The following is an 18,311-nucleotide window of genomic DNA, read 5'->3' on the forward strand; positions in this document are numbered from 1 at the left end:
GGTGAGCCGCGTCGCGACACCGCTGGCGAGATCCCGGATGTAGATGTCGTTGGTGCCGTTGTCTCCGTAGGCCAGCAGTTTGCCGTCCGGGCTCAGCGCGCCGCCACCCGCCGTGATGTCGTCCACCGCCACGCCGACCGTCGCGCCGCTGCGATCGCGCCAGGTCAGGCGCATGTGCATCCGCGACTGGTGCTGCACCACCAGCGTTCCATGCAGATCCGTGGCCGCATTGGGATAACCAAAGTTGCTGGAACTCACCGGATCCACCAGCAGTACCGCATCTCCCACCGGACGGCGCGAGCCGGCGTCGAACCGTTGCGCCAGCAACCGCCGCCGCGCGGAATTGACGCCGGTATCGAGGAACAGCAGGTAACCGGGTTCCGTCCAGCGTCCCATCGAACCGGTCGTCAATACTTCTTCGGGATCGCCCCCGTCCAGCGTGGTGGCGAAGGTGGTGACTTCATCTCCCGACCCGATCGCGACGTAGAGGAAGTGGTTGCCGTCGGGCAGGAACTGCGGGTAGCGGTGACCCAGTTCGCCGCGCGACTTGTCGACGCGCGTAACCGTCACCGGTGTTCCGCCGTTTGCGGACACCCGCGATATCGGACCCTGGTTGTTCGGTGCAAACAGAATCACGCCGCCGGTTGACCAGTCGCCGCCGCGCGGGTCCGGTGCATCGCACAGCGCGACCGGTGTGCTGCCATCCAGCGCGACTTTCAACAGTTTTTCCTCGGCGAAGAACGCGAGCATGCTGCCGTCGGGCGACCAGAACGGCAACGCCGCCCCGGTGGTTCCCCGCACGATGCGCGCATCCGGGCTCGACAGCGGACGAAGATACAGATGAGAATCGCCCACGCTGTCGCCCGCCACGAAGGCCAGCATGGTGCCATCGGGCGATACCGCGGTCTCGGCCGGCATCTTGAGCGTGGCGCCCTCGGGGGATTCGATCATGAAACGAACCAGCGGCAGCTCGCCGGGCCTACTGTTCCACGGGCCGAACGCGTACGCCAGCCCGGCCGCCGCGATCGCAACACCGGCAATCAACCCGATCGTGCCGCGCGGCGACTTCTTGCGCCGCCCCGGAACCGCCGGCATCGCGGCCGCACTCTGCGACGAGCTGCCCGCGATCCACTCCAGCTCGCGGCGCACGTCGCCGGCGGACTGCCAGCGCTCGTCGGGATCTCGGGTGAGGCACTGCCGCACCAGGCGCTCGAGCCCGGGCGGGCTCATGGGCGCGAACTGCGAGATCGGCGCGGGCTCCGAGGTCATGATGGCGCCGATCAGCGACGCCTGGCTGTTGCCCTGGAACGCGCGCTTGCCGGTGGCCATTTCGTACAGCACGCAACCGAACGCCCAGATGTCGCTGCGCGTGTCGGCTTCCTTGCCCTCCAGCTGCTCGGGCGACATGTACTGGAAGGTGCCGACGATGGTTCCCTCCGCGGTCAGCGGGTGGCCGACGGTCGGCGACTGCGTGAGCCCGTCGATGGTCACACCGCTTCCGCTCCCCGGACCCGCAAGACCGGTGGCGCGCGCGAGGCCGAAGTCCATCAGCTTGGCGCCGGACCTGGTGAGCATCACGTTACCGGGCTTCAAGTCGCGGTGGACGATCCCCGCGCGATGCGCGCGGTCGAGCGCATCCGCAATCTGGATGCCGATCCGGATCAACTCCGGAATCGGGATCGGGCCCTTCGCGAGCCGCTGCCCCAGCGTGTCACCCTCAATCAGTTCCATGACCAGGTAGTCGGTCTCGCCTTCGCGGCCCACGTCGAACAGCACGCAGATATTGGGGTGGTTGAGCGAGGAAACCGTCTTCGCTTCACGCTCAAAGCGTGCGCGCACCTCCGGGTTGGACGAGAGGTGCTGCGGCAGCACCTTGATGGCGACATCGCGCCCCAGGCGCGAATCGCGCGCGCGGTACACCTCGCCCATGCCGCCCGCGCCGAGCGGGGAGAGGATTTCGTACGGGCCGAGTTTGGTGCCGGGGGTGAGTTGCATTCGCGGGAGTGTACCGGATACTGCGGCCGGGCCGCTACCGCTGACCGAGTGTCGCGACCCAGTTGTTCACGACCGCCAGCGGAACCGCTTCATCGCCACCCAGCGCGTCGATGACGAAGTTCTGGCCGTCGGCGGTGACGTCCATGGTCTGTGTGATGATGCGCTGGAACACCTGGAACAGCGCCTTCTCGCCCGCGAGGTGGAACTCACCGCCGCTGCCATCCACGCTGGCGGCCATGATCATGCCGTCGGGACGCACGTAGAACAGCTCCTTGCCGTCACCGCGCCAGCGCGGACGATCGCCACCGCCGCCGGAGACCTGCCAGCGCGCCGAGAGGCCCTGGCCCGCGGCGGGCATGGGCGACACGTACACCTCGGAGCGGCCGGACACCCCCGCGGAGAACGCGATCCAGCGACCATCGGGCGAGAACTGCGCGCCCACGAAGTTGTCGGATTCCGGAACCAGCACGCGTGGCGGCGTGGCGCCGGAAATCGGCGCGATGTTCAACGAGCCATGCGGTGTTCCCGACGCGTTTCCGATTCCGCACAACAACCACCTGCCATCCGGCGACACCGATATCACCCACATGTCGTGGTCGGGGTTTTCGAGGATCTGGCGTTCGGCGCCCGAGCCGTCGGCGCGCACGGTGAACACGCGATAGCGGCCGCCGCGGAGCGCCGAGTAAAGCAACTCGCGGCCGTCGGGAAGCCACACCGGCTGGGTCTCGTCGCTGGGGTCGGTGGAGATGCGGGACTTGGTCCCCGTCACACGGTCGATGATCCAGATGTCCGCGAGCGGCAACTGCTGCCACTCCACCGCCACGCGCCGCCCGTCGGGCGACAGGTCCAGGTTGAGATAGTTGCCGAACCCGGTGAGGTTCTTCAGCCTCACACCGGAGCGGTCGTACCACGATACGCGGTTGGTGCCGGTGCTGCCGCCGAAACCGTAGACCAGGATCCCGTTGTCCGACGTGGTGATGGGCGCCTTCCACGTGGAGCCGTCAATCTGCACCACCTCGCGCGTCGCGCGCGGTGATCCCTTGAGCTCGCCGCGCACCGGGTCGAACTCCTGCGCCATGAGCGTGCTGTCGCGCACGAACAGCAGGTATCCCTGCGAATAGATGGCGTCGCTCTTGCACGCGAAGAGGCGGCGCTGTTCGCTGCCATCCACCGACGCCCAGTAGATGCCGGAGGAACTACCCTCCGCGTCGGTGTGCAGCGCGGACAGGTAGATGACGTGCTTTGCATCCGGCATGACACACGGGAAACGGTGCGTGGTTGCAGTGGTCGTGTCGAGGGTCGTCACCGCGGTCAACGGTCCACCCGTGGCGGCCACACGGTACAGCGGGCCGCTGAAGGCACGCGCGAAGACGATCACGCCGTCGCGCGACCACGTGCCGCCGCGCGCGGTATCCACGGAATCGGTGAGCGTGATCACCGAGTTCTGCTCCAGGTCGAAGCGCTTGAGCTTGGTGGGACCAAAGAACGCAATCGACTTGCTGTCCGGCGACCAGAAGGGATAGCTCGCCTCGTCGGTGCCGGGTAGCGGGTGGGGCGTGAACTCGTCGAGCCGCCGCAACCATAGCCGCTTGCCGGCGCCACCGCCCACCGCCGAGAACACCAGCATGGTGCCATCGGGCGAAAGCGCGGGGGGACCCGAGTCATCGCCGGTAACCTCGAGCCGCGTTCCCGCCGGCGCGGCGATGGTGGTGCGCGTGACGGTGTCGGACACGGGCGCGCGCAGCGTGAGCTGCCGGCCCAGTACGCCGGCCACGAGCGCGAGCGCCACTGCGAGAACCCAGCCCAGCCGACCACGGCTGCGGCGTTTCTTTGTGACGATCTTCGGAATACCCGCCTGCGAGCCGCCCTCGGTCACCCACGCCAGTTGCAGCTTCACGTCGTGCGCGCTCTGGATGCGGTCCGCGGCGTCCTTCACGAGGCACGCACCGATGAGTCGGTCCAGTGCGGGCGGCGTGAGCGGCGCCACCTGAGAAATCGGCGCGGGTTGCGACCCCATGATGGACGTGATCAGCGACGCCTGGCTCTTGCCGTCGAACGCGCGCCTGCCGGTGGCCATCTCGTAGAGGACGCAGCCCAGCGCCCAGATGTCGCTGCGCGCATCGGCTTCCTTGCCCTCGAGCTGCTCGGGCGACATGTACTGGAAGGTGCCGATGATGGTGCCCTCCGCGGTGAGCGGGTGCGCGGCCGTCGGCGACTGCGTGAGTCCCGCGATCGTGGCGCCGCTCTCGGACGACCCCGCGAGCCCGGTGGCGCGCGCGAGGCCGAAGTCCATGAGCTTGGACCCGCTCCGGGTCAGCATCACGTTGCCGGGCTTCAGGTCGCGGTGCACGATCCCCGCGCGGTGCGCGCGATCCAGCGCGTCGGCGATCTCGGTGCCGATGCGCAGCACGTCGGGCATCGGCATCGGGCCCTTCGCGAGCCGCTCGGTCAGCGTCTCGCCCTCGATCAGTTCCATGACGAGGTAGTCGGTGTCGCCCTCGCGGCCGACGTCGAAGAGCGTGCAGATGTGGGGATGGTTGAGGCTCGAAACCGTCTTTGCCTCGCGCTCGAAGCGCGCGCGCACCTCCGCGTTGGAGGACAGGTGCTGCGGCAGCACCTTGACGGCGACGTCGCGACCCAGGCGCGTGTCACGCGCGCGATACACTTCGCCCATGCCTCCGGCGCCGAGGGGCGAGAGGATTTCGTAGGGACCGAGCCGGGTGCCGGGGACGAGGGTGGCGGACATTGCCCCGCAGCATACCGGAAACGCGGCCCGGAGGCCACCACATGTCGCCGTAAACCGGTGCCGCGGGCCAACTACTGGGCAATGCCGCCCCGCGGTGCTACCGCATCAGCAGCAGCTTGCGCGTCTGCACGAAGGAGCCCGCGTCGAGCCGGTAGAAGTACACCCCGCCCGCCACCGCGCGGCCCGTGTCGTCGCGGCCGTCCCAGGTGATCACCTGCCGGCTGGCGCCGTAGCGTCCACTTACCAGGTCGCGCACCAGGCGTCCCGCGACGTCATAGATTCGGACGCGCACGTCCGCACCTTCGCGCAGACCAAACGTGATGCGGGTCGAGGCAGAGAACGGGTTCGGTGAGTTCTGCGAGAGGAAACTTGCCGGCGGTGGGCCGTCGCCACCGACGCCGGTGACCAGCTGCGGCGAGAGCAGTGCGTGACCACTCTCGTTGCCGTGCACGTCCACCGCGGACACCTTGTAGTAGTACCCGCTGTTCCACGACCAGCCCCCATCCACGAGCATCGCCGACGCGGGCGACCCCACGAGATTGCCGGGCCCCGGCGTGAAGCCGCCGGAGGTGCCGCGGTACACGGCGTAGTGCGAGAGGTCGTTCTCCGTGTTGGCCTGCCACGTCATCCGCAGCCCGCCCGGGCTCACCACGGGCTCACCCGCCAGCCCCTGCGGCGTGGCCGGCGAGAGGTTGTCCACCGAGTAGCCGCTATCCGGCGCGCTGTCATAGAAGACCCACGGCGTGGTGGTCTGCGCCATCACAAAGTAGACGCTGTGCGGGATGACCGCGGCCGAGTCCGCCAGCGTGGGCACCAGACCGATGTACGCATCCTGTTGACGCGCGGGAACCGTGGCCACCGCCTCCCAGAGCGCGGCGGGTGCGGACGCCGCGGGTCCGCGCCAGAAGACGCGGTCCTCAAGGGAAATCAGCGGCGCGTCTCCGAATGCCGCGGGCATGTCCCCCGAGCCGAGAACCGCGCTTCCGTCCTGTTCCACGATTGCCGCCAGTGCGGCGTTGTCCACGCGCCGGAACACGTGGTAGTTGATCACGGGGTTGGCCGCCTGGCCCACGCGGTCGTGTATGGCGCGGGAGAAGCGCACCCGCGCCCAGCCGCCCTGGTCCCCCGGCACGTCGACGATAGCCTGGATGACCGGATCGGGCCGCGCGAACCGGGCCAGAAAGATGTCGTCGCCGCCCGCACTCGTCAGCGTGCCGCCACCAAAGTCGATACCGCCGGCGAACCAGCCGGTCATGAGGATGCCCCGGGCACCGTCCGTCGCGCACATGATGCCGTACTGGAAGTCCGGATCACCGAAGCCATCGCTCCACACATGCCCGCCGCCGGCGTCGAGTTCCAGGATGAACACGTCGGACTCCACGTTGCACAAGAGCGGCCCGCCGCCGAAGTCAACGATTCCGTCGAAGTATCCCGTCACCACCACGTTGTCGTCGCTGTCCAGCGCCAGTCCGGCCACCGACTGCAGCCCCGTCTCGCCGTAACCGTGGCTCCACACGTGGCGCCCTTCCGAGTCGAACTTGACGACGAATGCGTTGTACCAGCCAGCGCTGGTCATGACACCGCCACCGAAGTCCACCTGCCCCACAAAGTCCCCGGCCACCACGATATCCCCGTTGCTGTCCACCCTCACCGCGTTGGCGATCTGGTCGTTCGCGTCACCGAAACGGCGGCTCCACCGGTGGTTGCCATCGCCGTCGAACATGGCGACATAGATATCACTCGCGCCCGCGCTGGTGAGCGGGCCGCCGCCGAAGTCGGTGGTGCCGGCGAGATGGCCCGCCGAAACGATATTGCCCACCGCATCCACCGCTACGCTGAAGGTACTCTGCTCGGCGGCGTCTCCAAAGCTCTCGCTCCACAGGATGTTCCCGCCGGCATCGAACTTGGCGATGTATATGTCCATGCCGCCCGCGCTGATGAGCGTCCCGTTGCCGAAATCGAGTTTGCCCGTGAAGCGTCCCGACAGAATGACGTTGTCGGACTGGTCCGTCGCCAGCGCGTAGGCCAGCTGGTTGCCCGCGTCACCGAAACCCTGACTCCAGATGTGGTTGCCGTCCGGGTCGAACTTCGCCATGAACAGATCGGCGTCGCCGGCGCTGGAGACGGGACCACCGCCGAAGTCCACGCTGCCGTAGAAAAGCCCGGCGAGGAGGATGTTGCCCTGGGAGTCGAGCGTCATGGCCCGGGTCAACTGGCCGGATGCGTCGCCGAAGCGGCGGCTCCAGAGATGGTTGCCGGCGGCGTCGAGCTTCGCCACGTACACGTCCCAGTCGCCGGCGCTGGTGAGCGTCCCGCCGCCGAAGTCGACGGTGCCCCAGAACAGCCCAGCGATCACCACGTTGCCCGCGGCGTCCACCGCGACGCCGATTCCGTCCTGGTCGATGGCGCTGCCGAAGCGCTGGCTCCAGTCGTGCACGAAGCCCTGGGCGTTCGCGGCCAGGGGCAGAAGCGCAATGATGAGCAGGGCAAGGACGGGAAGAATGCGGCGACGCGACGTCATGATGAGGCCTCCTGTTGGGGGGACATGCAGGCGCGCCGGAACGGCGCGGCACAGGCCCCGCTGTCCGGATGGGACGGGGCATGAGGCCGGGAATCACGCACAGGAGAAAAAAAGGGAGAATTACCGGCTCTGGACGATGCGCGGCCAGTCGGTGATGAGGGTCACCGGCGAGGCGAGGTCTTCTTCCAGCGGGGCGGTCACCAGGAAGCGGCCGTCGTGTGCCACGTCGTAGCGCCAGAATCCGGTGCCGGCATGGTACTGGAAGAGCCGGTGCGCCGCGCCCATCTGGAAACCCGCGTCGCCAGCGTCCACTTCCACGGCCACCAGGTAGTTCTCCGGGTCCATGTAATAGAGCTCGCGTCCGTCGCGCCGCCAGCGTGGCTGCGTGCCTCCCGCCGGCGACACCTGCCAGCGCCCGCCCGAGGGCGGAAACGTGGCCACGAAGACATCCTCGCGCCCGGTCTCGTTGGAGACGTACGCCACCAGGCGGCCGTCGGGAGAGAACTGCGGCTGGAACTCGTCGGCCTTCGCCGTGGCGAACGGCGTCGGTTCGGCATCCGCGCCGGAGATGGAGACACTGAAGATGTCGGTCGCGTATGAAAGGGGTTCGGGCGAATACAAGAGCACGTCGCCGAACCCGGACATCGGCCAGGTGAAGTCGTCACCCGGCACGATCCGGCGCATCCAGGTGCCGTCCACGGCGACCGCGTCGATGCCGCTGTTGTCCCGGTCGTTGCTGGTGACGGCCACCGACCTTCCTCCCGGGAGCCAGACGGCAAACGGATGGTCGATGGTGTCCACCGTGAGTTTGCGGCGGCGGCCCGATTCCAGTTCGACTATCCACACATCCGACGTGCCGCGCTCGCGGTTGGCGATCGCCAGCACCGCATTGCGGCCATCCGGAGAGATGTTGGGCGTTCCGCCATACGTGTAGTCCGCCGGCTCCCCCACCTCCCCCACCCGCTTGCCGGAGCGATCCAGCCAGCGCAGTTGCGTGCGCGTCTGGTTGTTGCCGGTCATGCACACCAGCACGCCGTTCCCGGACGCGGCAAAGACGCCCCGGCTGAAGCGTTCGTCCATGCGCACGTCGTCCACCAGCGGCACCGCCGGCCCCTCCACCACCCGCGTCGACGGGTTGAAGCGCTGCGCCACCAGCACGGTGCCGCGCACGTAGACGAGGTGCCCGGAGGCATAGATGACGTTCGACGCCAGTTCCAGCACGGGTGTCCGCTCTTCCGAACCCAGTTCGCCCACGAAGATGGTGGGATTCTCGCCCTTGCCCGCGCCGGCGCGGCGCGCGAGATACAGGAAGTGCTTTCCGTCCGGCAGGAAATGCGGATAACGATGCGTGGCCTCGCCCAGGGTGGTATCCAGCGCAGTCACGGTGGTGACCGCACCGCCGTCGGCCTTCACCATCGAGATGGGAACCCCCGAGCCCATGGCGAAGAGGATGACGTCATCCTTGTTCCATGTGCCGCCGCGCGGATCGACCTGGTCGACGAGATCGATCACCGGACCGCCCGCCACGTCGATGCGCCGCAGCTTGCGGTGGGCGTAGAACGCCAGCGAACGCCCGTCCGGCGAAAAGAACGGACCCTCCGCGCCTTCCGTGCCGACGAGCGGGCGCGCGTTCTCCTCTCCCAGTTGCCGCACCCACAGCTTGTCCGGACCCTCGCCTTCGCGCGCGCAGAAGGCGATGGTGGTGCCATCGGGCGAAATGGCGAGCGGGAGCGGTTTGTCGTTGCTGGAGGAGAACAGCACGCCCCGTGGCGGCTGGAGGAACGCGTGCACGGGAGGTGCGACGGGTTTCGGCCGCGTGGACACGAACACCGCCGCCGCCGCGATCACCGCCACCGCAGCCACCACCCACGCCAACCGCTCGCGGCTCTTGCGCCGGTGCGCAACCGGTTTGGGCACGCCGGCCTGCGAACCGCCCTCGGCGATCCACGCCAGTTGCAGCTTCACGTCGTGCGCGCTCTGGATGCGGTCGGCGGGATCCTTGGCCAGGCACGCGCTCACGATACGGTCCAGCGCGGGCGGTGTCATGGGCGCCACCTGCGAGATGGGCGCGGGCTGTGATCCCATGATGGATGTAATGAGCGACGCCTGGCTGTTGCCGTCGAAGGCGCGCCTGCCGGTGGACATCTCGTACAGCACGCATCCCAGCGCCCAGATGTCGCCGCGCTCGTCGGTCTCCTTGCCCTCCAGCTGCTCGGGCGCCATGTACTGGAAGGTGCCGATGATGGTGCCCTCCGCGGTGAGCGGCTGCGCCACGGTGGGAGACTGGGTGAGCGCACCGATGGTGACACCGCTGCCCGAGCCCGGCGCAAGCCCGGTGGCGCGCGCGAGGCCGAAGTCCATCAGCTTGGCGCCGGTGCGGGTGAGCATGATGTTGCCGGGTTTGAGATCGCGGTGCACCACGCCCGCGCGGTGCGCGCGGTCCAGCGCGTCGGCGATCTCGGCGCCGATGCGCAGCGTCTCCGCGAGGGCAAGCGCACCCTTCGCAAGGCGCGCGGCGAGGGTCTCGCCCTCGATGAGCTCCATGACCAGGTAGTCGGTGCTGCCCTCGCGGCCCACGTCGAAGAGCGTGCAGATGTTGGGATGGTTGAGGCTCGAAACCGTCTTCGCCTCGCGTTCGAAGCGCGCGCGCACCTCCGCGTGCTCGGTGAGGTGCTGCGGCAGCACCTTGATGGCCACCTCGCGCCCCAGGCGCGTGTCGCGGGCGCGGTACACCTCGCCCATGCCGCCCGCGCCGAGGGGCGAAAGGATCTCGTAGGGACCAAAGCGGGTGCCGGGGGTGAGGTTCATGGATTGAAGCCGACAGCCTAACCCAGGATGCGCCCGCGTGTCCACGGCGCGCTGCCCCGCGGGCGTTGACGGCGGCGCGGGACCCCACGCATGATAGCGGGCATTCACGCCCGCTTCTTTCAACCCGGCAGAGAGAGATTCCGCATGGCGACGAAATCCCTGGCAGCCTGCCTCGCCGTTGCGGCGGCCGCCCTGTGCCTCGCACCGGCGGCGAGTCGCGGCGGTGACACGGTGACGCAGTTGTGGCCCGAACTGGACGTCTACCGTCGCTTGAACGACGATGCGCGCCTGCGCTTCAGCATTTCACCGGTGTGCGAGGTCAGCGGCGCGGGGCTTCGCAGCAGCATCGACGACACGGACTTCGGGGTGGACCTGGACATGGGCCTGTTCCCCATCGGCCGGGCGCGGCTGGAGAAGGCGCGCTTCGACGCCGATCGCATGAAGTACCTGCGCTTCCGGACCGGGATCCACTACCTGAACGCGGACGAGGACGCTGCAAACGACGAATGGCGCGCCATCGCCGAGTTGACGCCGCGCTCCCATCTGTCCCTGGACATGACGCTGTCCTTCCGCAACCGCTTCGACCTGCGCTGGATCGACGATGTTTACTCGTGGCGCTATCGCCCGCGCCTGCAGGTGGATCGCGAGTTCAAGGCGTGGGCGCACATGGCCTTCGTTCCCTACGCATCGGCCGAACTCTTCTGGGATTCGCGCTCCGAAAGCTGGACGCGTACGCTCTACAAGGTGGGTACGGGCATCGCGGTGTGGCCGTGGTTCGGTCCGCAGATCTACTGGGCGCACCAGATTGACGACGAATCCTCCGGAGATACCATCACCGACGCCATCGGAATCAGCCTGATCTTCCACATCTGAGCGCCACCAGACCCGGTGTCAGCCCGCGACCACGGCGTCCAGGAATTCCACCACACCCGACTCGAGCGAGTACTCGGCGCCCACGATGAGCAGGCCGTCGTTACGGATCAACCCCTCGAGTATCTCGGAACCGTGTCGCAGCTGATCGGCGGAAGCACGGATGTTGACCCGCACCGCCTGTTGCAGGAGCGCGGACGGATCGTCGCGCAGCGGTGTGGCCAGCAGCCCTTCCACGGCCGGGCGCACCTTGTCCACGATGGCACGCAGGTTGGGCGACTGCTTCTCGGGTGGCCGCGTGAGTTGTTCGATGGTGGCGATGACGGCGCCGCAGTTGGTGTGGCCCAGCACCACCACCAGGCGGGTTCCGAAGCGTTCCGCCGCGAACTCCACGCTGCCGATGAGCGACGGCGCCACGATGTTGCCCGCCACGCGGATCACGAACAGATCCCCCAGTCCCTGATCGAACACGATCTCGGCCGGAACGCGCGAATCGGCGCAGCCCAGGACGATGGCAAAGGGCTCCTGCCCCGCCGCCAGTTCCTGGCGCCGGTCGTGACCCGTCGTTGCGCCGCTCCCGGTGAGTTCGGAGGCAAAGCGCCGGTTGCCGTCGCGAAGCCGGGTGAGTGCTTCCTGCGCAGATATCATGCGTGCTCTTTTCGCTCGGGACCGGATGCGAAGCGCCGCTCCGCCACCAGCATCGCGAGGAGATTGGCCGGGGCCTGAAACGCCCACAACGCGGTGACATTGCTCCACGCGGTCACGTAACCCTGCGTGAAGAAGTGGAGAGGAATGAATACCACGGCCGCCCCGAGGAAGGCGAGCACGAAGACGGCTGCCCGCTGCCGCAGCCGCGTGCGGTCCCATCCCAGACGGGAGCGACGCACGAGCCACAGCCACGCCGCGAAACCGGCCACCGTGCCCAGCAGCGCCACCGGCACCTGCACCGCCACCTGGTGACCCGAGCCGGACAACGTGAACACGGCAAAGCCCACCAGGATGCTGGCAAGATTGATAAGGGCGAGCACGAAGCCGTGGATTACACGCATCACGAACCGCAGTCGCTATACGCCCGGCACAAGAACGGCGGCGCCCCGCACGCGGCCGCCGCGCAAATCGTCCAAGGCCGCATTGGCCTGCAGGAGCGGGTAGGTCGTTACGTGCACGCGCAGCGGCGTGCGCGCGGCGCGGGCGAGGAAGTCCTCCGCATCCGTGCGCGTCAAATTGGCCACCGAACGAAGCGTTCGCTCCCGCCACAGGAGCTCGTACGGAAACGACGGAATATCGCTCATGTGGATTCCCGCGCACACCACCGCACCACCCGGCCGTGTGGCGCGCAGCGCGGTGGGAACCAGGGATCCCACCGGCGCGAAAATGATGGCGGCGTCGAGCGGTTCGGGCGGCATCTCCGACGATGTGCCCACCCACGCGGCTCCGAGGCCGCGCACGTAGGCCTCCACGCCGTCATCGATGCGGCGGGTGAACGCAAACACGCTGCGTCCGTCCGCGACGGCGATCTGCGCAACCAGGTGCGCCGCCGCGCCGAAGCCGTACAACCCGATGCGCGCCGCCTCGCCCGCAAAGGGACGCTCGGTGGCAATGCGGTACGCGCGGTGGCCAATCAACCCCGCGCATAGCAGCGGCGCCGCGTGGACGTGGTCGTAGGCAGCGGGCAGCGGGAAGCAGTAGCGCGCGTCGGCGACGGCGTATTCGGCGTAGCCGCCGTTGAGGGTGTAGCCGGTGAACCTCGCGGACTCGCACAGGTTCTCGGCACCGCTGCGGCAGAACCCGCAGTCGCCGCACGTCCAACCCAGCCACGGGATTCCCACCCGCATGCCCTTCTGCAGGTGGTCCGCGCGATGCCCGGCTTCGATCACGGTTCCCACGATCTCATGCCCGGGAATGAGTGGCAGCTCGGGATCGGGCAATTCGCCGTCGACAACGTGGAGATCGGTGCGGCACACGGCGCACGCGTGGACCTCGATGAGGACGTCGTTGCGCGTGGGAACCGGCCGCGGCAGGTGCGCTTCGCGCAGTGGCGCTCCGGCCTTCTCGAGAACCATCGCCTTCATCGGTTTCGGTTCCCGGGCACGATCATCGGAACATGGCCTTCACCGCACCGATGGTCTTGTGTTCCACCGCCACCGGCTGCACCGCGCGCAACACCACCGTGCGCTGGCCAACCGGGCCGCCAAACGAGGACATGCGCAGGGTGATCTCGTTGAGTGCGCCGTCAAGCACACCCGCCGGTACGTGGGTGGGCACCGTCACCGTGGTGACGTCCCACTTGCACCAGCCGCAGCCGGCATAGACGTCCTCGCTCACCGGCGCCGACAACCAGTTGGCCGGATCAAGAACGGTGACGGTTGCGTTGGGCGGGTACGAACCCGTGGTAACGACGGCGTCGAACTGGAACATGTCATCCTCGTCGACGGCAACCGACACGGTATCGGGTGCATTCCAGATGACGAAGGTTCCGAAACAATCGAAGTCCCATCCGAAGCTCGCAAAGTCCGGCAAGGTCAGCGGGCCTGCCGCGCGCAGGAGCGTTACATCGCGGGTCCAGGCGTCGCCGTACGCCACCTGGCTGGACAGGTGAATGGTGAGAACGGGGTCGTGGGCCAGCGCACGCGAACCGAAGGAGAGTTCGATGCCGTTGAAAATATCGCCGCCAATGATGGTCACGCCGGGGGGTGCGGTTACGGAGGCAACGTCGGCGGGCCCGAAACGTTCGCAGTCGACGCGCAGAACGACGCCACGGATGTCGTTGTAGGCTCCGGAGTGGATGAAGACGGAGTACTCGAGGGGCGCCGTGGTGGGCAGGGTGCACTCACCGGGTGCCTGCGCGAGGTAGACGTATTCGGCCGTGGCGGCGGGAACGGCCGAAGCCAGGGCGATGAAGCACGCGGCCCACAGGGTCCTGTTCATGGCGACCTCCGGTGGAACTGGAGCCTCAATAGTAGCATACCGCGCGGGCCGCGGACGGCGCTTTTCGTACCCGGCGCGGTGCCCCGTGAAACCCTACTTGCCACCGCGATGATCGGGTGCAATGGCGTGCTCGATCCGCCGGTCTGGCACCAGCCAGATTGCGGCCACCGCCACGTAGAGACCCATCGACGCCCACGGCCAGCGGATTGCCAGCGGAACGGCGGCCGCATACATGATGGGAGACACCTTGCCCTTCCAGTCGTCGCCGACGGCGCGCTTGAGAAGCGAGCCCGGTCCCTGCGACACGATGATGCGGTGTTGCAGGATGAAATAGGCGATCGCCGCCATCAGCAGCACCACGCCGTAGAGCGCGCACGGCATGGGGGCAAAGTTGTTCTCCCCCATCCAGCCGGTTGCGAATGGAACCAGGGAGAGCCAGAACAGCAGGTGCATGTTGGCCCACAGCACGGACCCGGTCGCCTGCGACACCGTGTGCAGCATGTGGTGGTGGTTGTTCCAGTAGATGGCGAGGTAGACGAAGCTCAGTACATAGCTCAGGAACACGGGTATCAACGGCTTGAGCGCCGTGAGTTCGGTTCCGTGCGGCACCTTCATCTCCAGCACCATGATGGTGATGATGATGGCCAGGACGCCGTCGCTGAATGCTTCCAGGCGGTTCTTTCCCATGCGCGAATACTACGCGACCACGCCGGGAACCGTCAGCGTTGTTTTTGGTCCGGATCCCTTGTGAATACCTGCACGTGCAGCTGCTTGCCGGCGATGGTGTCGAGCGTCCAACCGCTTTCTTCACGATAGCCCCTTGCCCCGGCGAGCTCACGCAAGCGCTCCGGTGGCAGCAGGCGCATCACGGGCGCCAGCGCGGCGAGCGAGACGTGCGGCGACGGCGTCACCTCGGCGGCGGCGGCGCTGGGTAGTTGCACGACGCTCACCAGCACGCCGCCCGGACGCAGCATGAACCCGATTCTCTCCAGTACCACGTCCACCGCCACGTACTCGAACAGCAACCCGGCAAACAGCAGATCCACCGGGTCGAATGCGAAGGCGTCATGCTGTACATCTGCCACGAACAGCTCCAGCCGCGGGATGCGCGCGCCGAAACGCGCGCGCGTCGCCTCGATATAGGCGGGATTGATGTCGACACCAACCACGCGCTCCACGCCCGCAGCAATCAGGCCATCGAACCCGTTGCCGCCGGCGCAGCCGAGCACGGCAACTGAACGTGGCGCGTACGTCTCGGTGGCGCGCGCCAGAACATCCGCCAGCAGCGGTGCCTGCGCCACGCCGGGAAGCGACATGTGCGCCTCGTAATCGGCCAGGGGAATGCTGAGCCAGGGATTGGGCATGTCTCGGCCGTTTCTCGTCCGGTGCAGCGTGCAGTCTCCACGGAGATCGCGCGTCCGAGCATACGCCGCCCCTTCTATAAGGAGCAATCCGGAACCACCCGCAAAATGATGCAGATGAATCATGTAAGCGGGAGCCCCCGGCTGAGACAATTCTGCCGTCACCATGCCCCCAACCGGACATCCCGCCGGGAGGACGATCCATGCCTGCTCGACAGTTCACGCGTGTCGCCGCGCTGTGTGCCACGCTGGCCTTTCTGCTCCTGACACCGGGCTGTGGCGAGGACAACCCCGTGTCGGAAAACGGGAACAACCACCAGCCCCCACCGCCCCCATCACCACCGGGCTCCGTGCTGTTGACCATCCGTATCGCGTCCTGGGACGACCTGGCCGGACAGGGCGCGGTGGAGCGCACGCCCACCGATGTGGCCGAAATCCGCTTCGAGGTCTCCGCACCGGGCATTACCACGCAGACGCGGCTCGTCCCGCCCGCCACACCTCCCATCGAGGAGACATTCACGGTGAAGACGGGTACCGCCCGCCAGCTCAAGGTGGACGCATTCGACGCGGCCGGCACGCCGCTCTTCACGACGCGCAAATACGTCAGCACCGTCGATAGCGTGTTGACCTCCGCCGTTAGCATGGTATCGGTTTCCGACGACACGCCACCGGTGTACGCGGGGCTTGCTGATGCGGTTACCATTTCCGATTCCCATGTTCTGCTGAGCTGGCTCCCCGCGGACGACGCCGCGTCGGCGGCAAGCGAGTTGTCATACCTGGTGTTCATTTCCACGCAGTCGGGTGTGTTCGATTACGCATCTCCGTCCCACGTCACCAGGTCCGGCGAAACCTCCCTCTTTATCGCCGATCTCGATCCCGGCGCCACGTACTACTTCGTGGTGCGGGCCATGGACCGCGCCGGCAATGTGGACACCAATGCGGCGCAGCAGACCGTCAGCATGGCACCGGCCAGCGGGGCACTCTACGTGGACGTGGGCAAGGGCACCGACACACCGGCGTGCGGCACGGCGGGTTCTCCGTGCAAGACGATTACCTACGGTCTGGCGAAGTCGGCCAGCAACCAGACCATCCACGTGGCCCAGGGAACCTACAACGCGGCAAACGGCGAGAGTTTCCCCCTCGTGCTCAAGCCCGGCACGGCCCTGTCGGGCGACGGATACTGGTGGGACGGGATCAAGGTAATCAAGACCACCATCATCGAGGGAACCACGCCCATCATTCTGGGTGCGGATGGCGCCGAGGTCATCAGTTGCTACCTCAAACCCACCGCGTTCGGCACGTCGCTGCGCACCATCGATGACGATGGCCATCCCATCTTCGTCTTCCATTGCACGGTGGACGGCAGCGAGTTTCCCGGCGGGCAGGGCGTGAGCTTCAGCGCGGCCTCGTCTCTGGTCGACTGCGAGGTCGAGGGGTTCTCCGCCGGCGGCGGCCGCGCGGTGGGCGTGTGGGGTGCCGGGGGCGCGTCGATCCGCGGGAGTTTCGTGCGGAACTGCACCACCGGCATTGCACTGGCGGCATCCAACTCCTCCGTGTCTCACTGCATCGTGGAGGACATCGGTTCCACGGGAATCGGCGCCGGCACCACGTCGCTCGTCACCGGCAATGTCGCCATCACCCTCAACGCCGTGTCGCGAACCGTCGGGAACGGCGTCGCCGTCACCAATTGCAGCGACGTCGCGATCATCGGCAACGCGGTGTCGTTTGCGGGCGGATACGGCATCTCCGTGAACAGCCAGCAGCCCGCGGACAGCGTTACGATCCTGAACAACTCGATATCAAAGGGGAGTTCCGCCGCGATATGGCTAACGAGCGGCGCGGCGGCCGTCAACGGGAACACGATCGTGTGCAACGTGGCGGGTGTGCACCTGAGCACCGGCGAGGTCATCGACCTGCGCTGGAATGCCTGGGACCACGATCCGCCCACCATCAGCCCCGGGCGGGGCCCGACGGATCCGGGCTGCGACGGATTCTACGACATCTGCTACGAGCGCGATTACGCGGGCACGCCAGAACCCCTCTACCAGCCGGACAGCGGCACGGCCAGTTGCGTCGTCGGCGTGGTTCCACTGCTGGCAAGGGATCCGCGCCGCTAGGTGTTGGTTGTGGCCATGAAAATGTCCCTGGCACGGGGTGTGCCTGTGCCGAGACATGGGACCGGGATCGGCGGGATGGGTTCCTCCCCATTGCCCCAACCCCAACTGCACATACTTCAACACCTTGACGAATGACTGGCCCGTCAAGCGCAAGGGCTTCTACCTGCGTCAGACCTCCCCCCACCGTATCCAACGGTTTACATGTCTCTCCTGCAAGCGTCACTTCAGTACCCAGACCTTCTCGACCACCTACTGGCAGAAGCGTCCCGACCTCATCGCCCGTATCGTCATGATGGTGGTCGGCTGCATGGGCAACCGCCAGATGGCCCGCGCACTGGGTGTCAGCCCCACCAGCATCGCCCATCACATCGCCCGCCTGGGACGGCACTGTCTTCTACTCCAGGCAAGCGAGCTCGAGCGGATTGAGAATATCGACGAGATCGCGATCGACGGCTTTGAGACGTTCGAGTGGAGCCAGTACTTTCCGTTTCACCACAATGTGGCGGTCGATGTTGCATCGGGCTACTTCCTCTACCACACCGACAGTCCGCTGAGGCGCAAGGGGCGGATGACGGCTCACCAGAAGGTGCGCCGGGAGGTGCTGGAGGGCGAACTAGGACGGGCGCATCCGAGAGCGGTCGAGACCGGGGTGCGGGAGTTGCTGGAAGCACTCCTTTCTCGAGGGAGAGCAGTAACGATCCGCAGCGACGACCACCGCGCGTATCCGCGGGCGATTGCCGCCGTTGCCCGGAAGGTCGATCATCAGATCACCTCTTCAAGACAGCGCCGCGACGAGCGCAATCCGCTCTGGGAGATCAACGTGCTCGACCTCTTGATCCGCCACAGCACGGCGGCGCACAAGCGGGAGACGATTGCGTGGGCGAAGCGGCGGCAGGCGTCGATCGAAAAACTCGCGATTTTCCAGGTGTGGCGTAACTACATGAAGCGCCGGCGTGAGAAGGGGA

At 67.1% G+C, this 18,311-nt stretch carries 13 protein-coding genes; 3 read left to right on the forward strand and 10 right to left on the reverse strand.

Translation table 11 applies throughout. From position 1 onward, the window contains the following. From OEX18_14035 to OEX18_14050, 4 genes are all read right to left on the reverse strand, one after another. The coding region (locus tag OEX18_14035; GenBank protein MDH4338388.1) for a protein kinase at positions 1-1,995 on the reverse strand (1,995 nt) is incomplete at its 3' end. Positions 1,996-2,029: 34 nt separating this feature from the next. Then, on the reverse strand, positions 2,030-4,741 hold the full coding sequence (locus OEX18_14040; GenBank protein ID MDH4338389.1) for a serine/threonine-protein kinase: 2,712 nt from the start codon (positions 4,739-4,741) through the stop codon (positions 2,030-2,032). Between the two features lie 97 nt (positions 4,742-4,838). Further along, complete coding sequence (locus tag OEX18_14045; GenBank protein ID MDH4338390.1) at positions 4,839-7,262, reverse strand: T9SS type A sorting domain-containing protein; 2,424 nt, start codon at positions 7,260-7,262, stop codon at positions 4,839-4,841. A gap of 120 nt (positions 7,263-7,382) precedes the next feature. After that, positions 7,383-10,070: a protein kinase gene (locus OEX18_14050; protein MDH4338391.1), complete on the reverse strand. Its 2,688-nt coding sequence runs from the start codon at positions 10,068-10,070 to the stop codon at positions 7,383-7,385. Positions 10,071-10,214: 144 nt separating this feature from the next. On the opposite strand from OEX18_14050, the gene OEX18_14055 reads away from it, so the two are divergent. Beyond that, positions 10,215-10,943, forward strand: a complete 729-nt coding sequence (locus tag OEX18_14055; protein MDH4338392.1) for a DUF2490 domain-containing protein — start codon at positions 10,215-10,217, stop codon at positions 10,941-10,943. An 18-nt stretch (positions 10,944-10,961) separates the two neighbouring features. Here the strand turns inward: OEX18_14055 and OEX18_14060 are convergent, their stop codons facing one another. The 6 genes from OEX18_14060 to OEX18_14085 all read right to left on the reverse strand — a co-directional run bounded on the left by OEX18_14060 (position 10,962) and on the right by OEX18_14085 (position 15,232). Next, positions 10,962-11,588: a carbonic anhydrase gene (locus OEX18_14060; protein MDH4338393.1), complete on the reverse strand. Its 627-nt coding sequence runs from the start codon at positions 11,586-11,588 to the stop codon at positions 10,962-10,964. Then, on the reverse strand, positions 11,585-11,989 hold the full coding sequence (locus OEX18_14065; GenBank protein MDH4338394.1) for a hypothetical protein: 405 nt from the start codon (positions 11,987-11,989) through the stop codon (positions 11,585-11,587). Before OEX18_14065 ends, OEX18_14060 begins: the two co-directional genes overlap by 4 nt. Before the next feature lie 15 nt (positions 11,990-12,004). Further along, a complete protein-coding gene (locus tag OEX18_14070; GenBank protein ID MDH4338395.1) occupies positions 12,005-13,012 on the reverse strand; it encodes a zinc-dependent alcohol dehydrogenase family protein in 1,008 nt (335 codons plus the stop codon). A gap of 22 nt (positions 13,013-13,034) precedes the next feature. Continuing rightward, positions 13,035-13,868, reverse strand: coding sequence for a hypothetical protein (locus OEX18_14075; GenBank protein ID MDH4338396.1), 834 nt, complete (start codon positions 13,866-13,868; stop codon positions 13,035-13,037). 93 nt (positions 13,869-13,961) lie between these two features. Further along, a complete protein-coding gene (locus tag OEX18_14080) occupies positions 13,962-14,555 on the reverse strand; it encodes a TMEM175 family protein (protein MDH4338397.1) in 594 nt (197 codons plus the stop codon). Positions 14,556-14,587: 32 nt separating this feature from the next. Next, on the reverse strand, positions 14,588-15,232 hold the full coding sequence (locus OEX18_14085; protein ID MDH4338398.1) for a class I SAM-dependent methyltransferase: 645 nt from the start codon (positions 15,230-15,232) through the stop codon (positions 14,588-14,590). Positions 15,233-15,432: 200 nt separating this feature from the next. Between OEX18_14085 and OEX18_14090 the strand changes: the two genes are divergently transcribed. Together OEX18_14090 and OEX18_14095 are read left to right on the forward strand one after the other, a co-directional pair. Continuing rightward, positions 15,433-17,346: a DUF1565 domain-containing protein gene (locus tag OEX18_14090; GenBank protein MDH4338399.1), complete on the forward strand. Its 1,914-nt coding sequence runs from the start codon at positions 15,433-15,435 to the stop codon at positions 17,344-17,346. 124 nt (positions 17,347-17,470) lie between these two features. After that, the coding region (locus tag OEX18_14095; protein MDH4338400.1) for a hypothetical protein at positions 17,471-18,311 on the forward strand (841 nt) is incomplete at its 3' end.

The sequence above is a fragment of the Candidatus Krumholzibacteriia bacterium genome (assembly GCA_029865265.1).
GTDB lineage: Bacteria > Krumholzibacteriota > Krumholzibacteriia > WVZY01 > JAKEHA01 > JAKEHA01.

Bases quoted from the DNA above. Each gene is read 5' to 3' on its own strand.
- OEX18_14050 (MDH4338391.1), bottom strand. From the start codon at position 10,070: ATGAACCTCACCCCCGGCACCCGCTTTGGTCCCTACGAGATCCTTTCG.
- OEX18_14045 (MDH4338390.1), bottom strand. From the start codon at position 7,262: ATGACGTCGCGTCGCCGCATTCTTCCCGTCCTTGCCCTGCTCATCATT.
- OEX18_14070 (MDH4338395.1), bottom strand. From the start codon at position 13,012: ATGAAGGCGATGGTTCTCGAGAAGGCCGGAGCGCCACTGCGCGAAGCG.
- OEX18_14075 (MDH4338396.1), bottom strand. From the start codon at position 13,868: ATGAACAGGACCCTGTGGGCCGCGTGCTTCATCGCCCTGGCTTCGGCC.
- OEX18_14040 (MDH4338389.1), bottom strand. From the start codon at position 4,741: ATGTCCGCCACCCTCGTCCCCGGCACCCGGCTCGGTCCCTACGAAATC.
- OEX18_14085 (MDH4338398.1), bottom strand. From the start codon at position 15,232: ATGCCCAATCCCTGGCTCAGCATTCCCCTGGCCGATTACGAGGCGCAC.
- OEX18_14065 (MDH4338394.1), bottom strand. From the start codon at position 11,989: ATGCGTGTAATCCACGGCTTCGTGCTCGCCCTTATCAATCTTGCCAGC.
- OEX18_14060 (MDH4338393.1), bottom strand. From the start codon at position 11,588: ATGATATCTGCGCAGGAAGCACTCACCCGGCTTCGCGACGGCAACCGG.
- OEX18_14090 (MDH4338399.1), top strand. From the start codon at position 15,433: ATGCCTGCTCGACAGTTCACGCGTGTCGCCGCGCTGTGTGCCACGCTG.
- OEX18_14055 (MDH4338392.1), top strand. From the start codon at position 10,215: ATGGCGACGAAATCCCTGGCAGCCTGCCTCGCCGTTGCGGCGGCCGCC.
- OEX18_14080 (MDH4338397.1), bottom strand. From the start codon at position 14,555: ATGGGAAAGAACCGCCTGGAAGCATTCAGCGACGGCGTCCTGGCCATC.